The sequence below is a fragment of the Jeotgalicoccus sp. ATCC 8456 genome (assembly GCF_016313225.1).
In the GTDB taxonomy this organism is placed as follows: Bacteria; Bacillota; Bacilli; order Staphylococcales; family Salinicoccaceae; genus Jeotgalicoccus; species Jeotgalicoccus marinus.
The window spans coordinates 819,483-843,381 of the sequence record NZ_CP066224.1; the positions used below are offsets into that span (position 1 = coordinate 819,483).

The following is a 23,899-nucleotide window of genomic DNA, read 5'->3' on the forward strand; positions in this document are numbered from 1 at the left end:
TCAGTCATAACGAACTTCCTCTCTTCAGTGTTTTTTATCTAATTGGATTTTGGACAAATGGCATAAGTTCTCTTAGGTTTTGCCCTACTTCTGTAATTGGGTGCTTGTATTCACTATTGTTGATTGCGTTATATTGTGGTCTGCCTGCTTGGTTTTCTAAGATCCAACCTTTAGCAAATTGTCCATTTTGAATTTCTTTAAGCACTTCACCCATACGTTCTTTCGTTTCTTCATTGATTACTCTAGGTCCACTTACGAAGTCACCCCACTGCGCTGTATCAGAAATTGAATAACGCATATTTTCAAGACCACCTTCATACATAAGGTCAACAATTAGCTTTAATTCATGAAGACATTCAAAGTAAGCAACTTCAGGCTGATAGCCCGCTTCGGTTAGAGTTTCAAAACCCGCTTTTACTAATGATGTTAATCCTCCACATAATACAGCTTGTTCTCCGAATAGATCTGTCTCAGTTTCCTCTTGGAAAGAAGTTTCTAATACACCGGCTCTAGCGGCACCGATACCACTTGCATAAGCCTTAGCAACTTCACTCGCCTGACCTGTCACATCCTGGAATACACCGTATAAAGCTGGCACACCCGCTTCTTCTTGGAATGTACGGCGGACTAAGTGACCTGGTCCTTTCGGTGCAACTAAGAATACATCGATATTGTCTGGAGGTACGATTTGGTTAAAATGAATATTGAATCCATGAGCAAATGCCAAGGCACTATTTTCTTTTAAGTTATCTTTAATTTCATCTTCATATACTTTTGGTTGACCCTCATCTGGTAAAAGTACCATTGTGATATCTGCTTCTTTAACTGCTTCGCTAACAGCTTTTACGTCGAAACCATCTTCCTTAGCTCTTTCAAATGAGTTACCTTGACGAAGTCCGATAATTACATTATGACCACTGTCTCTAAGGTTTTGAGCGTGAGCATGTCCTTGTGATCCATAGCCCACAATCGCTACTGTTTTTCCTTGTAATACTTCATTGTTGATATCTTTGTCATAGTAAACTTTAGTCATAATAATAACTCCCTTTTATATATATAATTTATTTGATTAAACACTAAGTGTTTTTAAATCCTGAATATGCTTTTGCTGCCCACGTCTGAAGGCTGTGACACCTGTACGTGATAAATCTTTTAATCCATATGGTGTTAAGAGTTCAATTAAAGCATCCACCTTATCAGGCTTCCCGGTGACTTCAATGATTAATGAGTTTTTCGAGACATCAAGTACCCTGGCCCTAAAAGGCTCAATAATGCTTTGAATCTCTGCCCTTGAAGTATTATTTGTACCCACCTTGATTAAGGCAAGTTCTCTCGCAACTATTTTCGATTCAGTTATGTCATCAACTTTCAGTACATCAATTTGCTTGTGCAATTGTTTTGTTAATTGCTCTGCACATTTATCATTTAGCATATCGACGACAATTGTCATTTTAGATATACCTTCACTTTCTGATGCACCTACAGTGATACTTTCGATGTTAAATCCTCTTTTTGATAACATGCCTGTAATTCTGTTTAAAACCCCACTGGAGTTTTGAACGGTTAAAGTGATCACTCTTCTCATTTTTTCACTCCTATCATTTCATGATTCCCTTTACCTGCAGGTACCATCGGGCAAACAAGATCCAGTTTTTCTACTCTTGCATCGATTAATACAGGTTCATCAGAGCTTAGAGCCTTATATAATTCATTTGATACTTCATCACTCTTAGTAAAGCGATAAGACTTTATTGAGAAGCTCTCACCAAGTTTTACAAAATCAGGATTAGTCTGCATCAATGACTCAGAATATCGCTCATCATAGAACGCTTCTTGCCACTGTCTAACCATTCCTAACGCTTCATTATTAACGATGACAACCTTAACTGGTAGATTGTATTGTTTTAAGGTTGCTAATTCTTGCATCGTCATCTGGAAACCACCGTCACCAACGATTGCAACTACTTTCTTATCTGGACGCGCGAGCTGAGCGCCAATTGCTGCGGGTAATCCGAAGCCCATCGTGCCAAGGCCACCCGAAGTAACAAAATGGTTTGGTTGATTAAACTGATAAAACTGTGCGCTCCACATTTGATGCTGTCCAACATCTGTTGTCACGATTGCTTGACCATTCGTCGCCTTATAAATATCTTCGATAAATTTTTGCGGTGATAGTAAATCTCTATCTTCGTCGTACCAGAGTGGATACTCACTCTTATTTCTAGCGATTAACTGCATCCAAGCATCTGTGTTTTTCATTTCAAAGGATTCTTTGTTCATCATCTCCAAAGCTTCCTTAGCATCTGCAACAACTGGTATTTGTGTTTCAATGTTTTTACCAATTTCAGCAGGATCTATATCAATATGTGCGACCTTGGCATGAGGGGCAAAGTCTGAAATCTTACCAGTTAACCTATCATCGAATCGGGCTCCGATGTTGATGAGTAAATCTGATTCATGGATTGCCATATTAGCAGTGTATGTTCCATGCATTCCTGCCATTCCAAGAAAGTGGTCATCATCTGCTTCAAACACTCCAAGACCGAGTAAAGTCGATACTACTGGTAAGTTGTACTGCTTAACGAATTCTTTCAATTGATCTGAGGCTTTAGCAAATTGAACACCTGCACCTGTTAAGACTACTGGCCTTTCAGCCTTTTCTAAGGCATCCATCAAACGGTTAATCTGTAAAGGGTTTGGCTTTGTTGTCGGTTGATAACCTGGTAAACGGATGTCACTTGGATAATCACTTTCTACAGCTGCTTCTGAAATATTTTTCGGTATATCTACAACTACTGGACCTGGTCTACCAGTAGATGCGATATGAAAGGCTTCTTTTACTGTCCGTTTTAAGTCTTTTACATCAGTTACTTGATAATTATGTTTAGTGATGGGTGTCGTTAAGCCGATGATATCCGCTTCTTGAAAGGCATCTGTACCGATTACTTTCGTTGATACTTGACCAGTGAAAACGACAATCGGTAATGAATCCATCATGGCATCCGTAATACCTGTTATAAGGTTAGTAGCACCTGGTCCACTCGTTGCGATAACAACACCAGGCTCACCACTTACTCTTGCATAACCTTCCGCTGCATGTATTAAGCCTTGTTCATGTCTACAAAGAATGTGTTTAAATGAACGCTCCTGGCGATATAAAGCATCGTAGATTGGTAAGACTGCACCACTAGGGTAACCAAACACTGTATCAACATTCTGTTCAGCGAGTGCTTCGACAAGTAGGTCTGCCCCTGTTTTTATATTCGTCATCACTTCTTCGGCACGTTCAACTTCAACTTTCATATTGTTTTCCTCCTTATAGCATAAACTTAAAATAAAAAATCTCTTTTCTCCTAAGAGTGTCATAACGACAATCTTGGGGAGAAAAGAGATTTCCACGGTACCACCCAACTTTACATATACCTTAAGATATATGCCTTTGAAACTAGCCAAAATGACTAGTTAAAATAAATAACGAGTTTTAACCCGTCCCAGCCTACTGCTTTTCAGCCGGGCACTCAGGGATGAGAATCAAAACTGCGGTATTTCGGATTTCCACCAACCATCCGATCTCTGTGAAGTACACTTCAGCTTCGACGTTCCCTTCAACGCTTTGTTTTTAATTTTGAATTATTAGACTATTTAAATTTCTTAATGAATGTATAATAACCCGTTAAATTAGTAAAAGCAACTGCTAAATCCAGATAATTTTAAATTATCTAACATTTCTGAAAATGAAATCGTTTACAACATTGTTATATCAATATTTTAAAATTTTAAAAGTTTTTGTGTATGTTTACACCAAATTATAATGCTCTGCTGGACTATAAAAAACTGCTACTAGACAACAAACGTCTAGTAGCAGTGATATTTTTTAAGTTTTATAAAATTAGTTTTTACCTGCTAGATCATCTCTATTAAAGAAGTCAGTAATTGCCCCTTTAGATGACGACGATACGATATGTGCATATTTACCTAGCACACCCTTAGAGAACAATGGTGGTAAAATTAAAGCTGCACGACGTTGACTCAGTTCTTCATCAGATACATCGAAGGACAGTTCTTTTTTATCTTGATCGATTGTTATGATGTCACCTGTTTTAATTAAAGCAACATTCCCTCCATCTTGTGCTTCTGGTGCAATATGTCCGACGACTAAGCCGTGGGTTCCTCCACTAAAGCGTCCGTCCGTTAAGAGCGCAACATCTTCGCCGAGTCCCTTACCAACAATTAAGCTAGATAATGAAAGCATTTCTGGCATACCTGGACCACCTTTAGGACCAACGTAGCGGACGATTACAACGTCACCTTTAACGACTTCATTGGCCATAACAGCTTCAATCGCCTCTTGTTCTGTATCGTAAACTTTTGCAGGGCCCACGTGACGTCGTACTTTTACCCCGGATACTTTGGCAACAGCACCTTCAGTTGCTAGGTTACCTTTTAGTACGATAAGTGGCCCGTCTTTACGCTTAGGATTCTCTAAAGGCATAATCACATCTTGACCAGGTGTTAGATCTTCTACTTCACTCAGGTTTTCAGCGACAGTCTTTCCAGTTACTGTTAAGCAATCACCGTGGATATATCCTCTATCATAAAGATATTTCATTACTCCATGAACACCACCGACTTTAAATAAGTCTTGGAATACATATTTGCCAGATGGTTTTAAGTCAGCAAGATGGGGAACTTTCTCTTGGAAAGTGTTGAAATCTTCAATTGTTAAATCTACTTCAGCAGCATGTGCAATCGCAAGTAAGTGAAGAATAGCGTTTGTAGAACCACCAAGTGCTAAAACGACAGTAATCGCATTTTCAAAAGCCTCACGCGTTAAGATATCTCTCGGGTAGATACCTTTTTCAAGTAAATTCATTACCGCCTTACCAGCTTCATATACATCTTGTTCCTTTTCTTTAGTTACCGCAGGATTTGAAGCAGACCCTGGTAAACTTAACCCCATAGCTTCAATTGCAGCTGCCATTGTGTTTGCAGTGTACATCCCACCACAAGCTCCTGGTCCAGGACAAGCAGAACATTCTACACGTTTTAACTGATCATCTGTGACGTCACCGTTATTCCATTTACCGATACCTTCAAACACAGATACTAAGTCTATATCTTTACCCTTATGACGTCCAGGTGCAATTGTACCACCATAGACAAAGACTGCTGGGATATTAGTATTCGCAATTGCAATTGCACAACCTGGCATATTTTTATCGCACCCTCCAATTGCAACAAAAGAATCAAAGTTCTGACCCTGAACCATTGTTTCAATTGAATCAGCAATAATGTCACGGGACGGTAGGGAGAAACGCATACCAGGTGTCCCCATTGCAATACCATCTGCGACTGTAATCGTATTAAATTGAATTGGCACACCGCCGGCTTCTGCAACACCCTCCTTGGCAAATTTCGCAAGATCATTCAAGTGAATGTTACACGGTGTCGTTTCTGCCCAATTACTAACGACACCAATTTGTGGTTTTTCAAAACTTTCATCAGTAAAACCAACTGCTCTTAACATCGCTCTGTTGGGTGCTTTTACATTACTTTCTGAATAAACATGTGATCTGATTCTGATATCTTTCTTATCTGTCATATTAGCCCCACCTTATTAATTCTTAATATTATTTAAGTTTTCTTCTGACATATTATTCTCCTGTTTACTATCTTGTGGATTCTGCTTCATCTTACTCATCCAGTTTGCTACGAGTGAACCTGATATATTGTGCCATACGCTAAATAGTGCACCCGGTACAGCTGAAATTGGAGAAAAGTGTGTTGTTGCAAGTGTCGCTGCTAATCCTGAGTTTTGCATGCCAACTTCTATAGATACAGTTTTAGTGTCACTTAAGTCAAAACGTAAAACTCTACCTAGTAGAAAGCCAACTAAATAACCTAATAAGTTATGCAAGATAACAACGCCAAAAATTAACAAGCCTGAGCTGATAATGTTTTCTACGTTGTTAGACACCACTGCTGATAACACTCCAATAATACCGATAACAGAAATCAGTGGGAGTATACCTATTGCTTTTTCTACTTTATTACCAAGTAGATACTGCACTAATATACCTAGGGCAATGGGTAGTAAGACAATTTGTATTATAGAAACAAACATTGAGGAAAATGACACTGGTAACCATGCACTCGCGAGTAAGAGAGTCAATGACGGTGTTATAATCGGCGCTAACAACGTAGAAACAGTTGTTGCAGTTACCGATAAAGCCATATTTCCTTTGGCAAGATATGTCATAACATTTGATGATGTTCCACCTGGTGAACAACCAACCAATATAACCCCAATCGCAATTTCAGCAGGTAATTGGAATAAATAGACAAGTCCAACTGCAATGAGTGGCATGATTGTATATTGTGCAACAACCAAAGTAATGACCTCTTTAGGTGCTGTGATGACTTGCTTGAAATCTTTAAATTTTAAGGTTAAACCCATACCAAACATAATGATACCAAGCAGGATATTTATGTACGGTGAAATCCATTGAAAACCACCAGGTACGACAAAAGCTAAGATTGCAAATATGATGACCCATACTGCAAAAGTATTTCCTATAAATGTGCTAAAACGAATTAATGTATTCAAATGATGACCTCCATGGCGATATGATTCAGTTATAAAAGGTATCATATCAGAAAATTATGAGTTTTAGAATGATAATAATTGATTATTTATTAAATTCTGATAACTATATTTACACTTTTATTTTTAAATCATTTGATTTTATAGCATTGTTATCGTTTACAATCCTCTTGCCTTTAAGTATAAATTTACACATAAAAATAACCAATCCCAGCACATACTAGGATTGGTTTTCTGTAAAATTCTATTCTCTATTTCTTCGATCTACATTATTTCGTCTTGTTTGTGACGGGTCTTCCCTATCGATATCATCAAAATCATCTAACTTACTTTCATTATTATAATCATACTCTTTATCTATCGTTGGATGTTCTCTTGTGTCATTTTGTTGATAATCTGACTCATCTATACGATCGAATTTACGAGTACTTTCAATATCATCATTTGAGGTTGTCTCATCGACATAGCCTGAGTTATCCGATTCATTTTCATAGCGTTTAACATCTTCATCTTCATGTCTGACAGCTTGACGATCTCGGTAGTTATTATCTAGCGCACTTTCTCTCTCTGGAGTAGCTTCATGTTTGATTACAGTATCTTTTCTAGCGAACAATAGAATAGCTGCAATTACAAAGAATAGTGATGAAATTAATGTAACAAATAATGGTGCTGCTAATATTGCTGCAATAAGTAAGAGAATACCAGCTAGAATTCTACGTTTCATATTCACTAGACCAAGAATAGCGACTATTAAAGGTAAGGCTAGATATAAAGCAATCGCCCAGAAATTACCTAGGGTATCAACAGTAGCATCAATTAATGCTTGTGGATCAGTCCCTTGTAAATCATAATTCGCTAACTCAGTTTCCATCTGTGATGTAAATTGATCAATTGTTGCCTGATCGTTCATATAAACTAAAGAAAAAAACAGTAGTCCTGCTGCAATAGCAAGTAAGATAAGCCATCCTAGCCATCCAAAAATTCTTTCAGCGATACGGCTAGCTGGTTTTACAGTTTGTACATACTCCTTTGCCATAGTAATCCTCCTAAAATGTCTTTGTATTGTTCATACCCACTAAAGACTAAAGTTAATCAAGCTTCATTTTAAATTCTAAAAAAAGTTCATTATAATAACTAATCATTTCAGAGCCTAAATCTCTGTACATCTCTAATGAGTCTAGGGCTGCTTCATCCGGATAAAAGCGCTCATCATTTTGTGTGTCATCATCCATCATTGCTAAAGCAGCTTCATTAGGCGTGGAGTAGCCCACCCACTCTGTATTAGTTGCCGCAATTTCTTCTTCTAAAAGAAAATCGATAAAACGATGTGCACCTTCAGGATTATTAGCATTTTTAGGAATTGCCATACCATCAAACCACAGATTAGAACCCTCGTCGGGTACTATATAATTTAAATTCTCATTTTCGGCCATGGTATCTTTAGCCATACCACTCCATACAACTGCTAAACTTGCTTCATCTTCAGCCATCATAGATGAAATTTCATCACCAACAACACCTCGAATGTTTGGTGCTAATTCAAAAAGTTTTTGCTGTGCCGAGTTAAGAACATCTCGGTCAGTTTCATTTAAAGACTGCCCCATACTATTTAAAGACATACCAATCGCTTCACGAGCCCCATCTATCATGAGTATGTCATTTTCTAAATCATCATCCCATAATGTGTTCCAAGTGGTTAAATCTAAATCAGACACAGCTTCTTCGTTATATAGAATACCTACAGTGCCATAAAAATAAGGAACAGTATAATCACTTAGACCGGGCGCTAATCGTTCAATAATATCTGGGTCAATATTGTCATCGTTATTTAGCTGTTCGTAATCTATCGGCATCAACATATCATCTTTAATCATTTTCTCTACTGCGTATTCACTTGGAAATACCACATCGTAATTTGTACCACCTTGATTGACCTTCACCATCATCGCTTCGTTGGAATCAAATGTTTCATAGATTACCTTTATACCTGTCTCTTGATAAAATTTATCTAATAGTTCAGGGTCGATGTACTCACCCCAGTTGTAAACATGAATAGTATTATTTGATGAACTATCGGCATCATCTGTAAAGTTCGTTGACACTAAAAGTAATAGCCCTATTGCAAGCGGTAAGATTATTAGCGTTATAAATGTTTTCATTAGACCCTACCTCTCAACTTTTCTTGTCTTTTACTGATTAAATAATAGATAAAGACACATGTGAAAACAACGACAAATACAATAGTAGAGATTGCATTAATTTCAAGCGTAATACCTCTACGTGCCATTGAGTATACCTCAACTGATAAGAGTGAAAATCCACTACCCGTTACAAAAAATGTAACTGCAAAATCATCTAAGGAATAAGTCAGTGCCATAAAAAATCCTGCAATAATACCGGGTTTAATATATGGAATGATAACCTTTATAATCGTCGTCTTTGTATCTGCACCAAGGTCTTTTGCTGCATCAACTAAAGATGGATTCATGCTATATAATTTCGGGAGAATTAATATAACTGTTATCGGTACTGAAAATGCAATATGCGCTAAAATTACACTCACTGAACCTAAACTCATCCCAGCTAATGTAAAAAGAATTAACAATGACGCACCAATAATAACGTCAGGCGATACAATCATGACATTATTAACAGCAAGTAGCATTTTCCTACTTTTTTCTTTTATATTGTACAGGTACAAAGCACCACATAGTCCGATTAAAGTCGCTATACTACTAGAGATTAAGGCAACAGCAATCGTATTTAGTATGATGACAAGCATCCTCGAATCTGTGAGTACTGATTTATAATAATTAAGCGTAAAGCCGTCAAAGTGACTCATATTACCTGCACTATTAAATGAGTAAAACATCAGGTAGAATATCGGAAAGTACAATAATAATATCGAGACAAGCAAGAAAATATTCGCAATCTTTTTCATAGTTTCATCACCCGATTATCAGACTTTCCACTCGTTATCACCATGATTAAGAGCATAAATATCACTAGAAATATACCGATTGTGGAACCCATTCCCCAATTCTCATTTGTTAAGAATTGTTGTTCAATTGCAGTTCCTAAAGTAATTACCTTGTTACCTGTAATTAGCCTTGTAATCATAAACAGACTCAAAGAAGGTATAAACACAACTTGTATGCCTGCTTTTATGCCATCAGCTGTTAACGGTAGGATAATTTTACTAAATACTTGTACACGTGTTGCACCGAGGTCTTTAGCGGCATTTAATAAATTATTATCGATACCACTTATTGCATTGAATAATGGTAGAAGCATAAAGGGTAAGAAAATATAAACACTGACAATAATAAATGCTGTGTCGCTAAATAGTAACTGTATTTCATCGATATTAAATACAGCAAAAATGTCATTTAAGATACCGTTTTTCCCAAAAATCCCGATGAATGCATAGGTCTTTAGTAGTAGGTTTATCCAGGTAGGTAAGATAATGATCAGCAGCCATATTGTCTTACGTTTCGTTGCATTTAAAGCTAGTGCAAGTGGATAACTTACGATCAGGGTGAATAACGTGATTAAAAATGCATACCAAAATGACGATAAGGTCATCTGTATATAATTACTTGAAAAAAAGGATGCATAGTTGTTCAAAGTGATATTGCCGGATAAATCTATAAAACTATATGCAGCCATGAGCAACAAGGGAAAGACAACAAAAATTAGCATCCATAGCGCATATGGAATCAGCAATAACTTTTTCATTCGTCCTCACCTTGAAAAGATTCCAGTCTCTCTATAAAGTTCTCTTCATCTTCACCTGGAATCATAATATGGATATCTTCCTTAGCAAAATTTAAAGAAATCTTACTCCCTAATGAAGCATTCTTCGTGGAGTGCATCACCCACTCATAACCATCTTCGTCAAGGCAACAGATCTCATAGTGGACACCTTTAAAAAGTACTGAGTCTACCGTGACATTAAGTTTACCTTTATTGTGTTCTCCAAAGTAAATATCCTCAGGTCTAATCATGACATCTACACTTGTATTAGGTTTAATCCCACCATCAATGCAGTCATATGAGCGCCCATAAATACTGACCACTCTATCTCTAATCATCGTACCTCTTACTATATTGGATTCCCCAATAAAATCTGCAACATAACGATTGAGTGGTTCATCATATATATCTTTAGGTGAACCTGTTTGGACGATATTACCTCGGTCCATGACAATAATTTCATCACTCAGTCCAAGCGCTTCTTCTTGATCATGTGTTACAAAAATAAAGATTATACCTAGACGTTTTTGCATTTCTTTTAACTCATACTGCATATCGACCCTCAAGTTGTAATCCAGAGCACTCAGTGGTTCGTCGAGCAGTAAAATATCTGGCTCATTAATCACAGCACGCGCGATTGCAACTCGCTGTCTCTGACCGCCAGATAAATCACCGATATTTCTATTTTTAAATTCTTCTAGATTTGTTAATCTCAAGACTTCATCGAGTTTTTTATCCATTTCTTTTTTTGAAGTCTTTTTAATTTTAAGACCAAAAACAATGTTCTCTAAGACATTTAGATGCGGAAAAAGGGCATAGTCTTGAAAGACAGTATTCACCTTTCTATGATTAGCTGGAATCTTGTTCACCACCTTATCATCAAAGCGCACTTCACCACTATTCGGTTCGATAAAACCCCCAATTAGTTTTAATATTGTCGTTTTACCACAACCAGAAGGCCCGAGAATTGTATAAAATTTATTATCTTCAAATGTATAGTTTATATGTTTCAGAACTTGTGTATCTCCATATGTATAAGCGACGTTTTCTAGTTTAATTGTTGTCATATATACCTCCTCGTTAAAATTAGTACAATTCATTATATGCGAGAAGGTATTGATATGACAATCAAATTTTTATGGTTTTAAAATGTCTTTGGGCTCACTATCTTTTAGCTGTTTAATAATTTTAAATGGCACCATGCCACTCGCTTTTTCAAAATCTTTAAATAGTGTCTTTTCTTCAGCTTTCGACGGTACAATTTCTTTGAAATCATCATATGCTTCTTGAAATTTACCAGCGAGAACACCTTCTGTATAAGCAATCTCAACAGCCTGGTAGAAAGACATAACGTGAAGAATTTCTTCAGTCGACCAATCATAGTCTAAGGGATATGTGTATTCTTTATTTTCCATCTAACCTCTCCTAAAAAAATAAAGATCAGAGTAAATACCCTGATCTTTAATGTTTATATATTACATAGAGTGAACTGGACGTCCTAGTGCAACTTCAGCTGCTTCCATAGGTACTTCACCTAGTGTTGGGTGAGCATGAATTGTCAGTGCAATATCTTCAAGTGTCATGCCTGTTTCAACTGCTAAACCAAGTTCAGAAATGATGTCTGAAGCACCGTTTCCTGCAACTTGTGCACCAAGTACTAAACCGTCTTCTTTACGGGCAACAACTTTAACGAAACCGTCAGTTTTGTTAAGTCCTAAAGCACGACCGTTTGCTTGGAACGGGAATTTACCTGTAGTAACTTCGAAACCTTTTTCTTTAGCTTGTGATTCGTTAAGTCCAACAGTTGCTAATTCAGGTTCTGTGAAGCATACTGCTGGCATCGCAATATAGTCCACTGCTGATTTTTCTCCTGCAATTGCTTCTGCAGCAACCTTACCTTCATAGCTTGCTTTGTGTGCAAGTGGTAATCCATCAACGATATCACCAATTGCATAGATGTTTGGAATATTTGTACGTGATTGTTCATCTACTTCAATGATTCCACGATCCGTCATCTTAATTCCAAGTTCTTCAAGACCAATTTCATCTGTATTCGGACGACGTCCGACTGTAACTAATACGTAGTCGGCTTCAACTTCATGAGTTTCATCTTTTGCCTCATATGTTACTTTAACGCCATTGTCAGTTTCTTCTGCTGATTTAGCCATGGCTTTTGTAACGATAGTCGCATTTTTAGATTTAAGATTTTTCTTAACTAACTGTGTCATTTGTTTTTCAAAGCCACCAAGAATATCTGCAGTACCTTCAAGGATTGTTACCTCTGTACCGAAGTTCGCATAAGCCGAACCTAACTCAGTACCGATGTAACCGCCACCGATAACGATAAGTTTCTCAGGTGCTTCTTCAAGTGCTAATGCACCTGTAGAATCTAATACTCTTCCACCAAATTTGAATCCAGGGATTTCAATTGGACGTGATCCTGTTGCGATGATAGCATTTTTAAATTCGTAAGTTTGAGATTGTTTTTCATCCATTACTTTAAGTTTATTGCTGTCTACAAAGTAAGCTTCACCATTAACAACGTTTACCTTGTTACCTTTAAGTAACATTTCAACGCCACCAACAAGTTTGTTAACTACGCTTTCCTTGAATGATTGCACTTTAGAGAAATCTAATTTTACACCTTCTGTAATGACACCCATATCTTCTGAATGTTGTGTTTCGTGGTAACGGTGTGCTGATGAAATCATTGCTTTAGATGGAATACATCCAACGTTTAAACAAACACCACCTACTTTATTTTTTTCTACTAATGTTACGTTTTGGCCAAGCTGTGCTGCTCTAATTGCAGCGACATACCCACCTGGTCCGCCACCGATTACAATTGTGTCTGTTTCAATAGGAAAATCTCCAACTACCATTTTACTATCCCTCCATAAGTAATAAATCCGGATTATTAAGCAGGCGCTTAATGTGATTCAATGCATTTTGAGCAGTTGCCCCGTCAATTTGTCTATGGTCGTAACTTAACGATAAGGCAAGTACACGCGCTGGTACAACTTCACCATCTTTAACAATTGCTTGCTCTTCAATACGTCCGATACCTAAAATCGCAACTTCAGGCTGGTTGATGACAGGTGTGAACCATTTACCACCCGCAGAACCAAGATTGGAAATAGTAACTGAACCGCCTTTCATTTCTTCAGACGTCAGTTTACCGTCACGTGCTTTTGTTGCTAAGTCGTTGATTTCATCTGAAATCTCAAACATAGATAACTTATCTGCATCTTTAACAACTGGCACAACTAATCCTCTTTCAGTATCTGCTGCAATACCTACATTATAGTAATATTTCTGAATGACTTCAAATGTTTCATTGTCAATAGAAGTATTAAGTACAGGATATTTTTTAAGAGCCGAAACTAGTGCTTTCACCACATAAGGTAAGAACGTTAATTTAACATTTTGTTCAGCTGCAATCTCTTTGAATTTCTTACGGTGTGCCCATAATTCATCCACAACAACTTCATCAATGTGCGTCACGTGTGGAGAAGTTTGCTTAGAATTCACCATTGCTTTAGCAATCGTTTTTCTCATTCCTGACATTTTCTCTCTAGACTCTAGATCACCAGTATTTTGAACTGGAGCAGAAACCTTGCTCTCTTCTTTAGCTTCAGAAGTTTGGTCAACAGCATTACTTTCTTCACTACCAAAGTTCTCAATGTCTTCTTTTAAGATACGGCCATTTTTACCACTGCCTGAAACTTCCTTGATATTCACACCTTGTTCACGTGCAAATTTTCTTACAGCAGGCATAGCAATAACAATGGTATCATCTTTGTCTGATCTAGCTTTTGATTCTGTCTGAGTTGCTGCTTTATTTGGTGATTCTTCCGACACCTTATCTTCATCAGCAGGTTTGTTTGCATCGTCAGTGACTTCAGTACTTTCTTTAATTTCTTCTTTAGGTGCTTCTTTAGAAGATTCGCTTTCATCAGATGAATCTCCACTGTCTTCTGAACCGTCATCAATGGTTACAATAGTTGTACCAACAGTCGTTACTTCACCTTCAGCAACATGGATTTTTGAAATTGTGCCATCTACAGGAGATGGGATTTCAACCACAGCTTTATCATTTTGTATTTCAGCTAATACATCATCTTCACTAATTGAATCGCCTTCAGCTACTAACCACTTAGCAATTTCGCCTTCGTGAATACCTTCACCGATATCCGGCAATTTAAATTCATATGCCATAGTAATTCCTCCTGTTTAATAGAGTTTAGAAATCTAGAACTTCTTTTGCACGCTCGATAATAAGATCCTTATTTGGAAGCCAAACACTTTCTGCTTGAGTAAATGGATATACCGTATCCGGTGCTGTCACACGTAATATTGGTGATTCTAAGTGTAATATCGCACGCTCTGATAACTCAGAGACAACATTTGCTGCAACACCAGCTTGACGTTGTGCTTCTTGGATCATTACAGCACGGTTTGTTTTCTTCACTGATTCAACTAAAGTTTCATAGTCAACAGGAGAAACCGTACGTAAATCAATTACCTCAGCACTGATATTTTCCTCAGCAAGTTCGTCCGCTGCCTTAATTGCTTCTTGAACCATTGCACCGTAGGCGATTAATGTTACGTCTTCACCTTCACGTTTTACGCTCGCCTTACCAATTTCAACTTCATACTCCTCATCAGGTACTTCTTCACGGAATGAACGATAAAGTTTCATGTGCTCTAAAAAGATGACTGGATCTTCTGAGCGAATAGCTGAAATTAAAAGCCCTTTTGCGTCAATTGGATTAGATGGAATAACAACTTTTAATCCTGGTGTTTGTGCCATTAAACCTTCTAGTGAGTCAGCGTGTAATTCAGGTGTGTTAACACCGCCACCAAATGGTGCACGTACTACGATAGGTGTTGTTTTTGATGCACCAGAACGAATTCTGTGACGTGCAATTTGACCAGCAATACCATCCATTGCTTCGAATAGGAATCCGAAGAATTGAATTTCAATGACTGGACGATAGTTTTCTAGAGTCAAACCAAGACCGAGTGACACGATTGCACTCTCTGCTAATGGTGTGTCAAATACTCTATCTTCTCCGAACTCTTTTTGTAAGCCTTCTGTAGCTCGGAATACACCACCGTTAACACCAATGTCCTCACCGAAAACCAAAACATTTTCATCGTTTTTTAACTCTGTTGCCATAGCATTAGTGATCGCTTGAATCATTGTCATTTGTGCCATATTATTTTGACTCCTTCCCTTTGTAGTACTCGTACTGTTCACTTAGGTTAGATGGCATTTCATCGTACATTAATTCCATTAATCCTGTAACAGTTTGTTTTTCTGTTGCGTCTGCTTCTTTAATAGCAGCTTTAATTTCTTCTTTCGCACGTTCGATAACTTCGTCTTCTTTTTCTTTAGTCCATAAATCTTTACCTTCAAGATAGGTACGGAATCTTACTAATGGGTCTTTCTTCTCCCATTCAGAATCTTCGTCAGAAGTTCTATATTTAGTTGGATCATCACCAGCCATAGTATGTGGACCATAACGGTAAGTTAACATTTCAATTAATGTCGGGCCTTCACCGTTAACCGCACGGTCACGTGCTTCCTTAACCACTGAATAGACTGCAAGCGCATCCATACCGTCTACTAAGACTCCAGGGATACCTGCTGCTACTGATTTTTGAGCAAGTGTTTTTGCTTTAGACTGTAATTCTCTTGGTGTAGAAATCGCATAATTATTATTTTGTATTACGAATATTGCTGGTACATTATAGGCACCTGCAAAGTTGATACCTTCGTAGAAATCACCTTGTGAAGAACCACCGTCACCAGTGTAAGTAATCGCTACATTTTCTTTACCACGTTTTTTAAGGCCAAGTGCAACACCTGTCGTTTGCACAAACTGAGCACCGATAATAATCTGTGGGCTTAAGGCGTTCACGCCTTCAGGGAACTGGTTACCTTTATAGTGTCCACGTGAGAACAAGAAAGCTTTTGTCAACGGTAATCCATGCCAGATTAATTGTGGCACGTCACGATAGCCTGGTAATATATAATCCCCTTCAGATAATGCGTACTGACTTGCAATTTGTGATGCTTCTTGACCAGCTGTTGGTGCGAAGAATCCAAGGCGACCTTGGCGGTTTAAAGCAGTAGAACGTGCATCCAATACACGCGTCCAAACCATTCTAGTCATTAGCTCAACGAGTTGATCGTCAGATAAATCTGGAACTAAATCTTCGTTAACGACTTCCCCTTTTTCATTCAGAACTTGAAATGTTTCAAATTTAGCTTCAATATCTGATAGAACATCCACCGGGTTAAACTTTTCATTTGCTGCCATGTGTGTTCACAATCCCTTCTTGATATGATTAATTAATTTCATTCTAACATAAGGCTGTTATAACAGTAAAACTTATATAACTATAACAGAATGATACAGGTCTTATATATCAAGGGTTGTAATAATGTAACAGTTAAATCTGTTATAGTAACACTCTGGAATTAGCCTTATTGCGCTTCTAAAATTTGCTCAATTTCTGTTTTAATCTGATTTACTTTCTCTGTTTCCTCCGTAAATGTAGACGATGCTTCGTTAATCGGTTCGCTGTACTCTGCAATCTGATTTAGGTGTTCATCGATCACATCTTGTGTCACTTCTTCTTCACCAAGGTATTCAAATAATTCCATCTCGCTAGCTAAAGCTTCTTTGTATGTATTATTTAGCGTTTCATGAGCTTCAAAACGTGCCGCCATAGACTGAACTAGTGATTCTGCTTCTTGTTTATATGATTCATCAGATATTTCTTCTACAGATGTTTTTGCGTCTTCAAATGCCTCTTTAGCACTTGCCATCATCTCTGATTCCTCATCTAATAATTCGAGACGTTGTTCAGTGTTCTCAATCAAGTCTGGACTAATATTATTAATTTCTTCTAAGTTTGCATCATTTAATTGTTCTTGAAGCTCTGACTTTTCACTTTCAAGCGTATTATATTCCTCGTTAATATCTGCTAAGTCTTTTTCTTCAGTTAAACTCTGAGTAAAATCATCGTAGAAATCATTTAATTCTGATTCCGCGTTGCTACATGCCGATAAAAATAGCAAAGCGCCTAATAGTAATATACTGAATTTTTTCACTGACTATATACCTCCAATGTTAGTATCATTTAAAATATATTAAATCTGACAATATCATTTTAACTTAAATATATTGTATAATAAACAAGTGTTTGAATTGAGGAGGTTATATCATGCTGACAATGGCAGACATTGTAAAAGACGGAGCGCCGATACTCCGCACTAAAACAGAACCGATTGAAATCATAGATGATGAAACAATTGCCGAGTTAAAAAGTATGAGAGAGTACCTGGTTAACTCACAAGATCCTGAGATGAGTGAAAAATATTCACTCAGACCTGGTGTTGGTCTTGCAGCACCTCAAATCGGTTTAAATAAGAGAATGTTGGCAATTTATGTTGAGGGTGAAGATGGTAAACCGGAATATGATTATATGCTAATCAATCCAAAAGTAAAAAGCCATTCAGTTACAGAAACTTTTCTACCAAATGGTGAAGGTTGCCTGAGTGTTGATAAGGAAATTGAAGGCATTGTGCAACGAAAAAAACGCATAAGAGTAGAAGCACAAACTATTGAAGGTGAAAAAATTGAGATTAAAGCAAAAGGCTTTTTAGCAGTCGTGCTCCAACACGAACTTGATCATCTAAATGGCGTTATGTTCTATGACCACATAGACGATGATGCACCGTTTGAAGCGAAAAATGGTGCTCAACCACTCGAATAACAAAGTACTTAATTTAAAACCGTCCGTTAATTCCCTTTAGGGAAAACGGACGGTTTAATTTTGGCCAATTATATAAATTCATCTTTTCTAATCGTATAAAAAATATTTTTATCTTTTAATTTATCTAGAAGTTCATTCATTTCATCTTCGTTCATAAAGACCGGATCACTATCATGTGGGATGATGAGGTCATCACCACTTCCCTGCTCTGTATTTTGATCTTGATCGTATACATAGTTCATTACAATAGTGTTGTCCCTTACGTTAAACTCCACACCAGTAAAAACCTTATCTGTACGTTCTTGTTGCCTTTCTACCCCTATCATAATCTGTTCTGCATTCATCTTTCATCCTCCTTTTGAGTCCATTATAAAGTCTTTGCAAGTACTCGGTCTATAAGGTAAAATGAAATTAAGTATATAAGGGTGTGATCGTATGCTGAAAAAGTTACTCGATAGGCTTAAGAAAAAGTTGAAAGGCATCCTAGGCAGGAAGGGTTTATTGCACAATGAATATATGAAATAATGTGCCTTAAAACATATAAAAAGGCACATATTTTTATTGTGTAGACGACATAAAATATACAATTATCTAATTTATAAAGGAGTCATCATTTATGACAGTATTTAAAGTATTATATCAAGAAGACAAAGATACGCGTATCATTAGAGAAGATACTCAGATCTTATATGTCGAAGCTGAAACAGAAGAACAAGTTAGAAAGTCACTTAAAGACACTAACAGCAACATAGAATTTGTCCAGGCACTTAGTCCCGCGCATCTGGAATATGAAAAAAACAATAATGAAGACTTCAAAGTAGAGTCTATCGACTAATGTCATTAGAAACAAATGAAGTTGGTGTATTTTCTCTCGGGGGACTCGGAGAAATCGGGAAGAATACTTACTGTATCGAATACAAAGATGAAATTATCATCATCGATGCGGGTGTTAAGTTCCCTACAGATGACGAACTTGGCGTAGACTATGTCATTCCTGATTACACTTACTTAAAAGAGAACGAACACAAAATTAGCGCATTAATCGTAACGCACGGTCACGAAGACCACATTGGTGGCATTCCTTTCCTACTGCGCCAAATTTCAGTACCCATCTACTCAGGCCCACTCGCTTTAGGCTTAATCAGAAATAAATTGGAAGAACATAACTTACTAAGTCGTACAGAGCTTATTCCTATTGATGAAGACAGTGTACTTAAGTTTGAACATATGGATGTTGAATTTTATTTAACGACACACTCTATACCAGAGGCTTACGGTGTTATTATCCGTACACCTGAAGGTAACATTGTGCACACAGGTGATTTCAAATTTGACTTTACTCCTGTTGGTGAACCTGCCAACTTATCTAAGATGGCACAGTTAGGTGAAGAAGGGGTACTATGCTTACTTTCCGATTCTACCAACGCAACAGTGCCTAACTTCACCATTAGTGAAAAGGAAGTAGGTCAGAACGTCGAAGACATCTTCAGAAAATGTAAAGGGCGTATCATTTTCGCGACATTCGCATCTAATATTTACCGTGTACAACAAGCAATTGAAGCTGCCGTGAAATTTGACCGTAAAATTTGCGTCTTTGGTCGTAGCATGGAAAATAACATCAAAATCGGTCAAGAACTCGGCTATATCACTGCACCACCTGAAACTTTTATAGAAGCAAAAATGATTAATAAGATTGATAAGCATAAGGTGATGATTTTGTGTACGGGTTCACAAGGTGAACCAATGGCTGCCCTATCACGAATTGCTAACGGTACACATAGACAGATTAGTATTATTCCAGAAGATACTGTAGTATTTAGTTCTTCACCAATTCCAGGTAATACCTTAAGTGTGAATAGAACAATTAATGCACTTTATAAGGCTGGTGCTGATGTAATTCATGGCAAACTTTCTAACATTCATACATCAGGCCATGGTTCACAAGAAGAACAGAAATTAATGTTGCGTCTAATGCAGCCGAAGTTCTTTATGCCAATCCACGGTGAATACCGAATGTTGGATCTCCACAGACAACTTGCTATTTCAACTGGAGTTAAAGAAGATAACATCTTCGTCTTTGAAATCGGAGATGTACTCGCACTCACTAAAGATAGCGCAAGATTTTCTCACCGCGTTCAGGCAGGTACTGTTTTCGTGGATGGAAATGGTATCGGAGATATTGGAAACATCGTCTTACGTGACCGTAAATCACTTTCCGAAGAAGGCCTGGCTGTTGTTGTCTTAACAATTGACTTCTCTACCGGCGATTTATTAAGTGGACCAGACATCATCTCACGTGGATTTGTATATATGAGAGAGTCTTACGGTTTAATTAGAAGTGCAGAGAAGAAAATTAAAGATGAAGTCAATAAATTACTTAGTACCAAAGACAATGTGGAATGGTATAATGTCAAACAACTAATCATTGAAGAATTAAGTGGCTTCTTATACAACAAAACGAAACGTCGTCCAATGATCTTACCAGTCATTATGCGTGTAAATGACGATAAATAGTAAAAAACCTGCGAATAATATTCGCAGGTTTTTGTTTATTTCAACCGATCCATCTTATCTTCAAATAGACCTAATTGTTCATCTGTACCGATTAATATTAATATGTCACCATCTAGTATCGTTGTATTTGCATCGGGGCTGACGATAATGTCGTGGTCTCTCTTTATAGCAATGATTGAAATCCCAAACTTCTCTCTTAATGTTAAATCCGAAATTTGTTTGTTTTCAAATTTTTGATTTGCACTAAATTCAATTATTGAATGGTTGTGAGAAACTTCTAGATACTCTACAACAGATGATGAGACCAACCTATGAGCAACACGTCTCCCCATATCTCTCTCCGGATGAATCACGGAGTCGGCACCAATTTTTTCTAACACTCTACCGTGATGGGCAGTTTGTGCTTTAGATGTTACTTTCTTTACACCCAAGTCTTTTAAAATTAAGGTCGTTAAAATACTTGCCTGGATATTGTCACCAATTGCTACAATGACATTATCATAATTATCAATACCAATTTTTTTTAGCATTGCCTCATCTGTTGAATCTCCGATAATACCTTCAGTAGAGAATTCTTGATACTCATTGACCCTATTCTCGTCTGAGTCAATTACTAATACATCAACATCCATATCGTGAAGTTCCATAACAATACTTCCGCCAAATCTTCCTAGACCAATTACCGCAATTTCTTTTTTCATGCTTTCAACCTACTCTATTTACTAGTATTTTTTATTTCCTTTAACGTAGTCTTTATCGAATAAGAATAATTTCGCTAAGAGAACAAGTGAAGGAATCAATATTAGTAAACCTAAAACAAAGACGATTGTCAATGCAAAAGCCATGTTTTCATTTACGACTGCATCGTTTATATTGATGTAAGGATACAGGATATAAGGTAACTTACTTATGCCGTAACCGAAAAATGCAAAGGCAAATTGCAGCATGATTAAAATAAACGCTGTGCCGTAATTACGACGTCTCCATACTAAGAAGACCGCTAGGATCATTGATAGTAAACTTAAACCAAATAGATACCAATAGTTTTGTGCATTTTCAAAGTGTACCTGGTTGTGGTCTCTTAAGCCTAAGAATACAAACTGTGTGATGACCAAGGTAGGTAAACTCCATATTAAGAACCAAGTTCTTGTAAGCTCGCTCGCCTTTTCATCTTCTGCCTTGTTGGCATAGAATGTTAGGAAACCACTTGAAATATATAATACTGAAATAATCGCTAAGAAAACAACTGACCAACCATAAGTTGAAAATAGAAGTTCTTCTACATTTAACGTGAGACCTTCAGCAGTTTCTTCAATATAGCCACCCTCTGAAATTACAAGTGCAATTGACAATGAGGCAGGAATTAAAAGTCCTGTTAGACCATATAATGCATCCCAACTCAATTTACTCTCAGTATTATAAGAGTTAAAGGCATAATATGCCCCCCTGATCGATAACAGTATGAGTGCTAAGGATCCTGGTATTAATAAGGAAGTTCCTAAATAATAAGCAGTATCAGGATAAAAACCGACGATTCCAACGAAAAAGAAGACAAAGAAAACGTTGGTTGTTTCCCACACTGGGTTCAAATACCTTGAGATTATCGGGCTAATGATATTGTCATCACCAGTTAGTTTAGAATAAAAGTTAAAGAACCCCGCACCAAAATCTATGGAAGCAATGATTACATATAAATATAAAAAGCTCCAGAGCACCGTAATACCAATAATTTCATAATCTAAACTCATCATGGTAAACGACCTCCCGTCACATCTTCAGACTCGATGCCAGTTTCACCGTACCAATTTAGCTTCTCTTCTTCAGCGGACTTATCTTTAAACATCTTAATTAACACGTAGATTGACGTAATACCTAAGATGACATACAGCACTGCGAATGCAATAAGTGTAATACCGAGACCGTCTGCTTGTGTCACCGCGTCTGATACTCTCATATATCCTCTAACAATCCATGGCTGACGTCCCATTTCCGCTAGGAACCAGCCTGCTTCAATCGCTAAGAAACTAAGTGGTCCAGTTAAAGCGTAGAGATAGAGTAAGAGCGGGTGGTGTTCATTAATTTTAGTCCATCGTTTCGTCCATTTTACTAAGAAGTAAACGATCGCAACGCCAAGTCCGTACATACCGAAGAACACCATTAAGTCGAAGAAGTAGTGAATGATTAGAGGTGGGTGTTCATCTTCTGGTATATCGTTTAGACCTTTGACTTCAGTATCAAAAGAGTTACCTGCTAGGAAGCTAAGCACCCATGGAATCCTTAGCTCATATTTTACCTCTTGGGTCTCTTCATCTAAAATACCGAATAATACTAAGTCTGCTCTTTCCTCTGTTTCAAAATGCCATTCAAAAGCTGCTAGTTTTTCTGGTTGTTCTTCGTGTAAGAATTTCGCAGATAAATCTCCTGCAAGCATAGTTAGTAAAGCCATCACAACACCGATTGACATCATGACTTTTAGACCTTTTTTATGATAGGTTTTATCCTCTGTAAATTTAGCTTTTAGTAATTTAACTGCACTAATAGTTGCGAGTAAGAAAGCAATTGTCATATATGCTGTCACTACAACGTGGAATACTCTTACCCATGTTGATGGGTTGAACATTGCAGCAAGCGGATCAATATTTAGAAATTCTCCGTCGACAAAATCAAAACCGGCAGGCGTATTCATAAATGAATTCACCGTCGTAATAAACACTGCAGATAAACTCGATCCGAGCACGATCGGTATAGTTAATAACCAATGGTACCACTGATTCTTAAAACGATCCCATGTATATAAGTATATGCCTAAAAATATTGCTTCAAAGAAAAAGGCAAATGTTTCCATGAATAATGGTAGCGCGATAATCTGACCACCAAGTCTCATAAAATCAGGCCATATTAATGACAGTTGCAAACCTATAATCGTACCTGTCACAACACCAACAGCCACTGTTACTGTATAACCTTTGGCAATTCTTCTTGACATGGTTAAATAATGTGCATCTCTATTTCTAATTCCCAAAAATTCGAGAACCATAAATACAATTGGTACACCTACACCGATGGTGGCAAATATAATATGAAAACTTAACGTCATTCCCGTGAGTAAGCGACCAATTAAAACATCATCCATAATTTTCACCCCGTATTCATACTCTCCATTATAAACGCTTTTCCTTATTAACTTAAATGGAAAGCGAAAAGAAACATTGACATATTTGTGAAATTATTAAC

At 37.2% G+C, this 23,899-nt stretch carries 23 protein-coding genes and 1 other annotated feature; of the genes, 3 read left to right on the forward strand and 20 right to left on the reverse strand.

Annotated features, from left to right (window positions below):
* Positions 1-34: 34 nt before the first annotated feature.
* The 16 genes from ilvC to JEM45_RS04245 form a co-directional block, all read right to left on the reverse strand.
* Positions 35-1,033 (reverse strand): ketol-acid reductoisomerase, encoded by a 999-nt coding sequence (gene ilvC, locus JEM45_RS04170; RefSeq protein WP_166627161.1) that lies wholly within the window; start codon positions 1,031-1,033, stop codon positions 35-37.
* 36 nt (positions 1,034-1,069) lie between these two features.
* A complete protein-coding gene (ilvN, locus tag JEM45_RS04175) occupies positions 1,070-1,585 on the reverse strand; it encodes an acetolactate synthase small subunit (RefSeq protein WP_198687875.1) in 516 nt (171 codons plus the stop codon).
* Positions 1,582-3,303: a biosynthetic-type acetolactate synthase large subunit gene (gene ilvB / locus JEM45_RS04180; protein ID WP_198687876.1), complete on the reverse strand. Its 1,722-nt coding sequence runs from the start codon at positions 3,301-3,303 to the stop codon at positions 1,582-1,584. Before ilvB ends, ilvN begins: the two co-directional genes overlap by 4 nt.
* 71 nt (positions 3,304-3,374) lie before the next feature.
* Positions 3,375-3,618 (reverse strand) — a binding site (T-box leader).
* A gap of 271 nt (positions 3,619-3,889) precedes the next feature.
* Positions 3,890-5,602 (reverse strand): dihydroxy-acid dehydratase, encoded by a 1,713-nt coding sequence (ilvD, locus tag JEM45_RS04185; protein ID WP_166627164.1) that lies wholly within the window; start codon positions 5,600-5,602, stop codon positions 3,890-3,892.
* A 15-nt stretch (positions 5,603-5,617) separates the two neighbouring features.
* Positions 5,618-6,607 carry a bile acid:sodium symporter family protein gene (locus JEM45_RS04190; RefSeq protein WP_166627165.1) on the reverse strand — a complete coding sequence of 330 codons (990 nt, stop codon included), beginning with the start codon at positions 6,605-6,607 and terminating at the stop codon, positions 5,618-5,620.
* A 241-nt stretch (positions 6,608-6,848) separates the two neighbouring features.
* Complete coding sequence (locus JEM45_RS04195; RefSeq protein ID WP_166627166.1) at positions 6,849-7,640, reverse strand: DUF4064 domain-containing protein; 792 nt, start codon at positions 7,638-7,640, stop codon at positions 6,849-6,851.
* A 52-nt stretch (positions 7,641-7,692) separates the two neighbouring features.
* A complete protein-coding gene (locus JEM45_RS04200; protein ID WP_198687877.1) occupies positions 7,693-8,763 on the reverse strand; it encodes an ABC transporter substrate-binding protein in 1,071 nt (356 codons plus the stop codon).
* Positions 8,763-9,545 carry an ABC transporter permease gene (locus JEM45_RS04205; RefSeq protein ID WP_026867488.1) on the reverse strand — a complete coding sequence of 261 codons (783 nt, stop codon included), beginning with the start codon at positions 9,543-9,545 and terminating at the stop codon, positions 8,763-8,765. Before JEM45_RS04205 ends, JEM45_RS04200 begins: the two co-directional genes overlap by 1 nt.
* Positions 9,542-10,342, reverse strand: a complete 801-nt coding sequence (locus JEM45_RS04210; protein WP_026867487.1) for an ABC transporter permease — start codon at positions 10,340-10,342, stop codon at positions 9,542-9,544. Before JEM45_RS04210 ends, JEM45_RS04205 begins: the two co-directional genes overlap by 4 nt.
* Positions 10,339-11,427: an ABC transporter ATP-binding protein gene (locus tag JEM45_RS04215; RefSeq protein WP_198687878.1), complete on the reverse strand. Its 1,089-nt coding sequence runs from the start codon at positions 11,425-11,427 to the stop codon at positions 10,339-10,341. Before JEM45_RS04215 ends, JEM45_RS04210 begins: the two co-directional genes overlap by 4 nt.
* Positions 11,428-11,496: 69 nt before the next feature.
* Positions 11,497-11,775 carry a UPF0223 family protein gene (locus JEM45_RS04220; protein WP_026867485.1) on the reverse strand — a complete coding sequence of 93 codons (279 nt, stop codon included), beginning with the start codon at positions 11,773-11,775 and terminating at the stop codon, positions 11,497-11,499.
* Positions 11,776-11,835: 60 nt separating this feature from the next.
* Positions 11,836-13,242, reverse strand: coding sequence for a dihydrolipoyl dehydrogenase (gene lpdA, locus JEM45_RS04225; protein ID WP_166627169.1), 1,407 nt, complete (start codon positions 13,240-13,242; stop codon positions 11,836-11,838).
* Between the two features lie 4 nt (positions 13,243-13,246).
* Complete coding sequence (locus JEM45_RS04230) at positions 13,247-14,578, reverse strand: dihydrolipoamide acetyltransferase family protein (RefSeq protein ID WP_198687879.1); 1,332 nt, start codon at positions 14,576-14,578, stop codon at positions 13,247-13,249.
* A gap of 25 nt (positions 14,579-14,603) precedes the next feature.
* Positions 14,604-15,581: an alpha-ketoacid dehydrogenase subunit beta gene (locus tag JEM45_RS04235; RefSeq protein WP_026867482.1), complete on the reverse strand. Its 978-nt coding sequence runs from the start codon at positions 15,579-15,581 to the stop codon at positions 14,604-14,606.
* 1 nt (position 15,582) lies between these two features.
* Complete coding sequence (gene pdhA, locus JEM45_RS04240) at positions 15,583-16,689, reverse strand: pyruvate dehydrogenase (acetyl-transferring) E1 component subunit alpha (protein ID WP_026867481.1); 1,107 nt, start codon at positions 16,687-16,689, stop codon at positions 15,583-15,585.
* A gap of 167 nt (positions 16,690-16,856) precedes the next feature.
* On the reverse strand, positions 16,857-17,486 hold the full coding sequence (locus tag JEM45_RS04245) for a YkyA family protein (protein ID WP_166627171.1): 630 nt from the start codon (positions 17,484-17,486) through the stop codon (positions 16,857-16,859).
* 113 nt (positions 17,487-17,599) lie between these two features.
* Here JEM45_RS04245 and def point away from each other — a divergent pair, with 113 nt between their 5' ends.
* A complete protein-coding gene (def, locus tag JEM45_RS04250; RefSeq protein ID WP_026867479.1) occupies positions 17,600-18,151 on the forward strand; it encodes a peptide deformylase in 552 nt (183 codons plus the stop codon).
* Between the two features lie 68 nt (positions 18,152-18,219).
* Here the strand turns inward: def and JEM45_RS04255 are convergent, their stop codons facing one another.
* Positions 18,220-18,495, reverse strand: a complete 276-nt coding sequence (locus JEM45_RS04255) for a hypothetical protein (protein WP_026867478.1) — start codon at positions 18,493-18,495, stop codon at positions 18,220-18,222.
* A gap of 272 nt (positions 18,496-18,767) precedes the next feature.
* On the opposite strand from JEM45_RS04255, the gene JEM45_RS04260 reads away from it, so the two are divergent.
* Together JEM45_RS04260 and rnjA are read left to right on the forward strand one after the other, a co-directional pair.
* Positions 18,768-18,986 carry a DNA-dependent RNA polymerase subunit epsilon gene (locus tag JEM45_RS04260; RefSeq protein ID WP_026867477.1) on the forward strand — a complete coding sequence of 73 codons (219 nt, stop codon included), beginning with the start codon at positions 18,768-18,770 and terminating at the stop codon, positions 18,984-18,986.
* Positions 18,986-20,665, forward strand: a complete 1,680-nt coding sequence (gene rnjA, locus JEM45_RS04265; protein ID WP_026867476.1) for a ribonuclease J1 — start codon at positions 18,986-18,988, stop codon at positions 20,663-20,665. Before JEM45_RS04260 ends, rnjA begins: the two co-directional genes overlap by 1 nt.
* Before the next feature lie 35 nt (positions 20,666-20,700).
* Here rnjA and JEM45_RS04270 read toward each other — a convergent pair whose 3' ends face one another.
* The 3 genes from JEM45_RS04270 to JEM45_RS04280 are packed head-to-tail and all read right to left on the reverse strand — an operon-like array spanning position 20,701 to position 23,798.
* On the reverse strand, positions 20,701-21,366 hold the full coding sequence (locus JEM45_RS04270; RefSeq protein WP_198687880.1) for a potassium channel family protein: 666 nt from the start codon (positions 21,364-21,366) through the stop codon (positions 20,701-20,703).
* A gap of 21 nt (positions 21,367-21,387) precedes the next feature.
* Positions 21,388-22,416, reverse strand: a complete 1,029-nt coding sequence (locus JEM45_RS04275; RefSeq protein ID WP_026867474.1) for a cytochrome d ubiquinol oxidase subunit II — start codon at positions 22,414-22,416, stop codon at positions 21,388-21,390.
* A complete protein-coding gene (locus tag JEM45_RS04280) occupies positions 22,413-23,798 on the reverse strand; it encodes a cytochrome ubiquinol oxidase subunit I (RefSeq protein WP_035857242.1) in 1,386 nt (461 codons plus the stop codon). Before JEM45_RS04280 ends, JEM45_RS04275 begins: the two co-directional genes overlap by 4 nt.
* Positions 23,799-23,899: the final 101 nt, after the last annotated feature.

Excerpts from the sequence above, each read along its gene's own strand:
- ilvC (WP_166627161.1), bottom strand. The coding sequence starts at position 1,033 with ATGACTAAAGTTTACTATGACAAAGATATCAACAATGAAGTATTACAA.
- ilvN (WP_198687875.1), bottom strand. The coding sequence starts at position 1,585 with ATGAGAAGAGTGATCACTTTAACCGTTCAAAACTCCAGTGGGGTTTTA.
- ilvB (WP_198687876.1), bottom strand. The coding sequence starts at position 3,303 with ATGAAAGTTGAAGTTGAACGTGCCGAAGAAGTGATGACGAATATAAAA.
- ilvD (WP_166627164.1), bottom strand. The coding sequence starts at position 5,602 with ATGACAGATAAGAAAGATATCAGAATCAGATCACATGTTTATTCAGAA.
- JEM45_RS04195 (WP_166627166.1), bottom strand. The coding sequence starts at position 7,640 with ATGGCAAAGGAGTATGTACAAACTGTAAAACCAGCTAGCCGTATCGCT.
- JEM45_RS04200 (WP_198687877.1), bottom strand. The coding sequence starts at position 8,763 with ATGAAAACATTTATAACGCTAATAATCTTACCGCTTGCAATAGGGCTA.
- JEM45_RS04205 (WP_026867488.1), bottom strand. The coding sequence starts at position 9,545 with ATGAAAAAGATTGCGAATATTTTCTTGCTTGTCTCGATATTATTATTG.
- JEM45_RS04210 (WP_026867487.1), bottom strand. The coding sequence starts at position 10,342 with ATGAAAAAGTTATTGCTGATTCCATATGCGCTATGGATGCTAATTTTT.
- JEM45_RS04215 (WP_198687878.1), bottom strand. The coding sequence starts at position 11,427 with ATGACAACAATTAAACTAGAAAACGTCGCTTATACATATGGAGATACA.
- JEM45_RS04220 (WP_026867485.1), bottom strand. The coding sequence starts at position 11,775 with ATGGAAAATAAAGAATACACATATCCCTTAGACTATGATTGGTCGACT.
- lpdA (WP_166627169.1), bottom strand. The coding sequence starts at position 13,242 with ATGGTAGTTGGAGATTTTCCTATTGAAACAGACACAATTGTAATCGGT.
- JEM45_RS04230 (WP_198687879.1), bottom strand. The coding sequence starts at position 14,578 with ATGGCATATGAATTTAAATTGCCGGATATCGGTGAAGGTATTCACGAA.
- JEM45_RS04235 (WP_026867482.1), bottom strand. The coding sequence starts at position 15,581 with ATGGCACAAATGACAATGATTCAAGCGATCACTAATGCTATGGCAACA.
- pdhA (WP_026867481.1), bottom strand. The coding sequence starts at position 16,689 with ATGGCAGCAAATGAAAAGTTTAACCCGGTGGATGTTCTATCAGATATT.
- def (WP_026867479.1), top strand. The coding sequence starts at position 17,600 with ATGCTGACAATGGCAGACATTGTAAAAGACGGAGCGCCGATACTCCGC.
- JEM45_RS04255 (WP_026867478.1), bottom strand. The coding sequence starts at position 18,495 with ATGAATGCAGAACAGATTATGATAGGGGTAGAAAGGCAACAAGAACGT.
- JEM45_RS04260 (WP_026867477.1), top strand. The coding sequence starts at position 18,768 with ATGACAGTATTTAAAGTATTATATCAAGAAGACAAAGATACGCGTATC.
- rnjA (WP_026867476.1), top strand. The coding sequence starts at position 18,986 with ATGTCATTAGAAACAAATGAAGTTGGTGTATTTTCTCTCGGGGGACTC.
- JEM45_RS04270 (WP_198687880.1), bottom strand. The coding sequence starts at position 21,366 with ATGAAAAAAGAAATTGCGGTAATTGGTCTAGGAAGATTTGGCGGAAGT.
- JEM45_RS04275 (WP_026867474.1), bottom strand. The coding sequence starts at position 22,416 with ATGATGAGTTTAGATTATGAAATTATTGGTATTACGGTGCTCTGGAGC.
- JEM45_RS04280 (WP_035857242.1), bottom strand. The coding sequence starts at position 23,798 with ATGGATGATGTTTTAATTGGTCGCTTACTCACGGGAATGACGTTAAGT.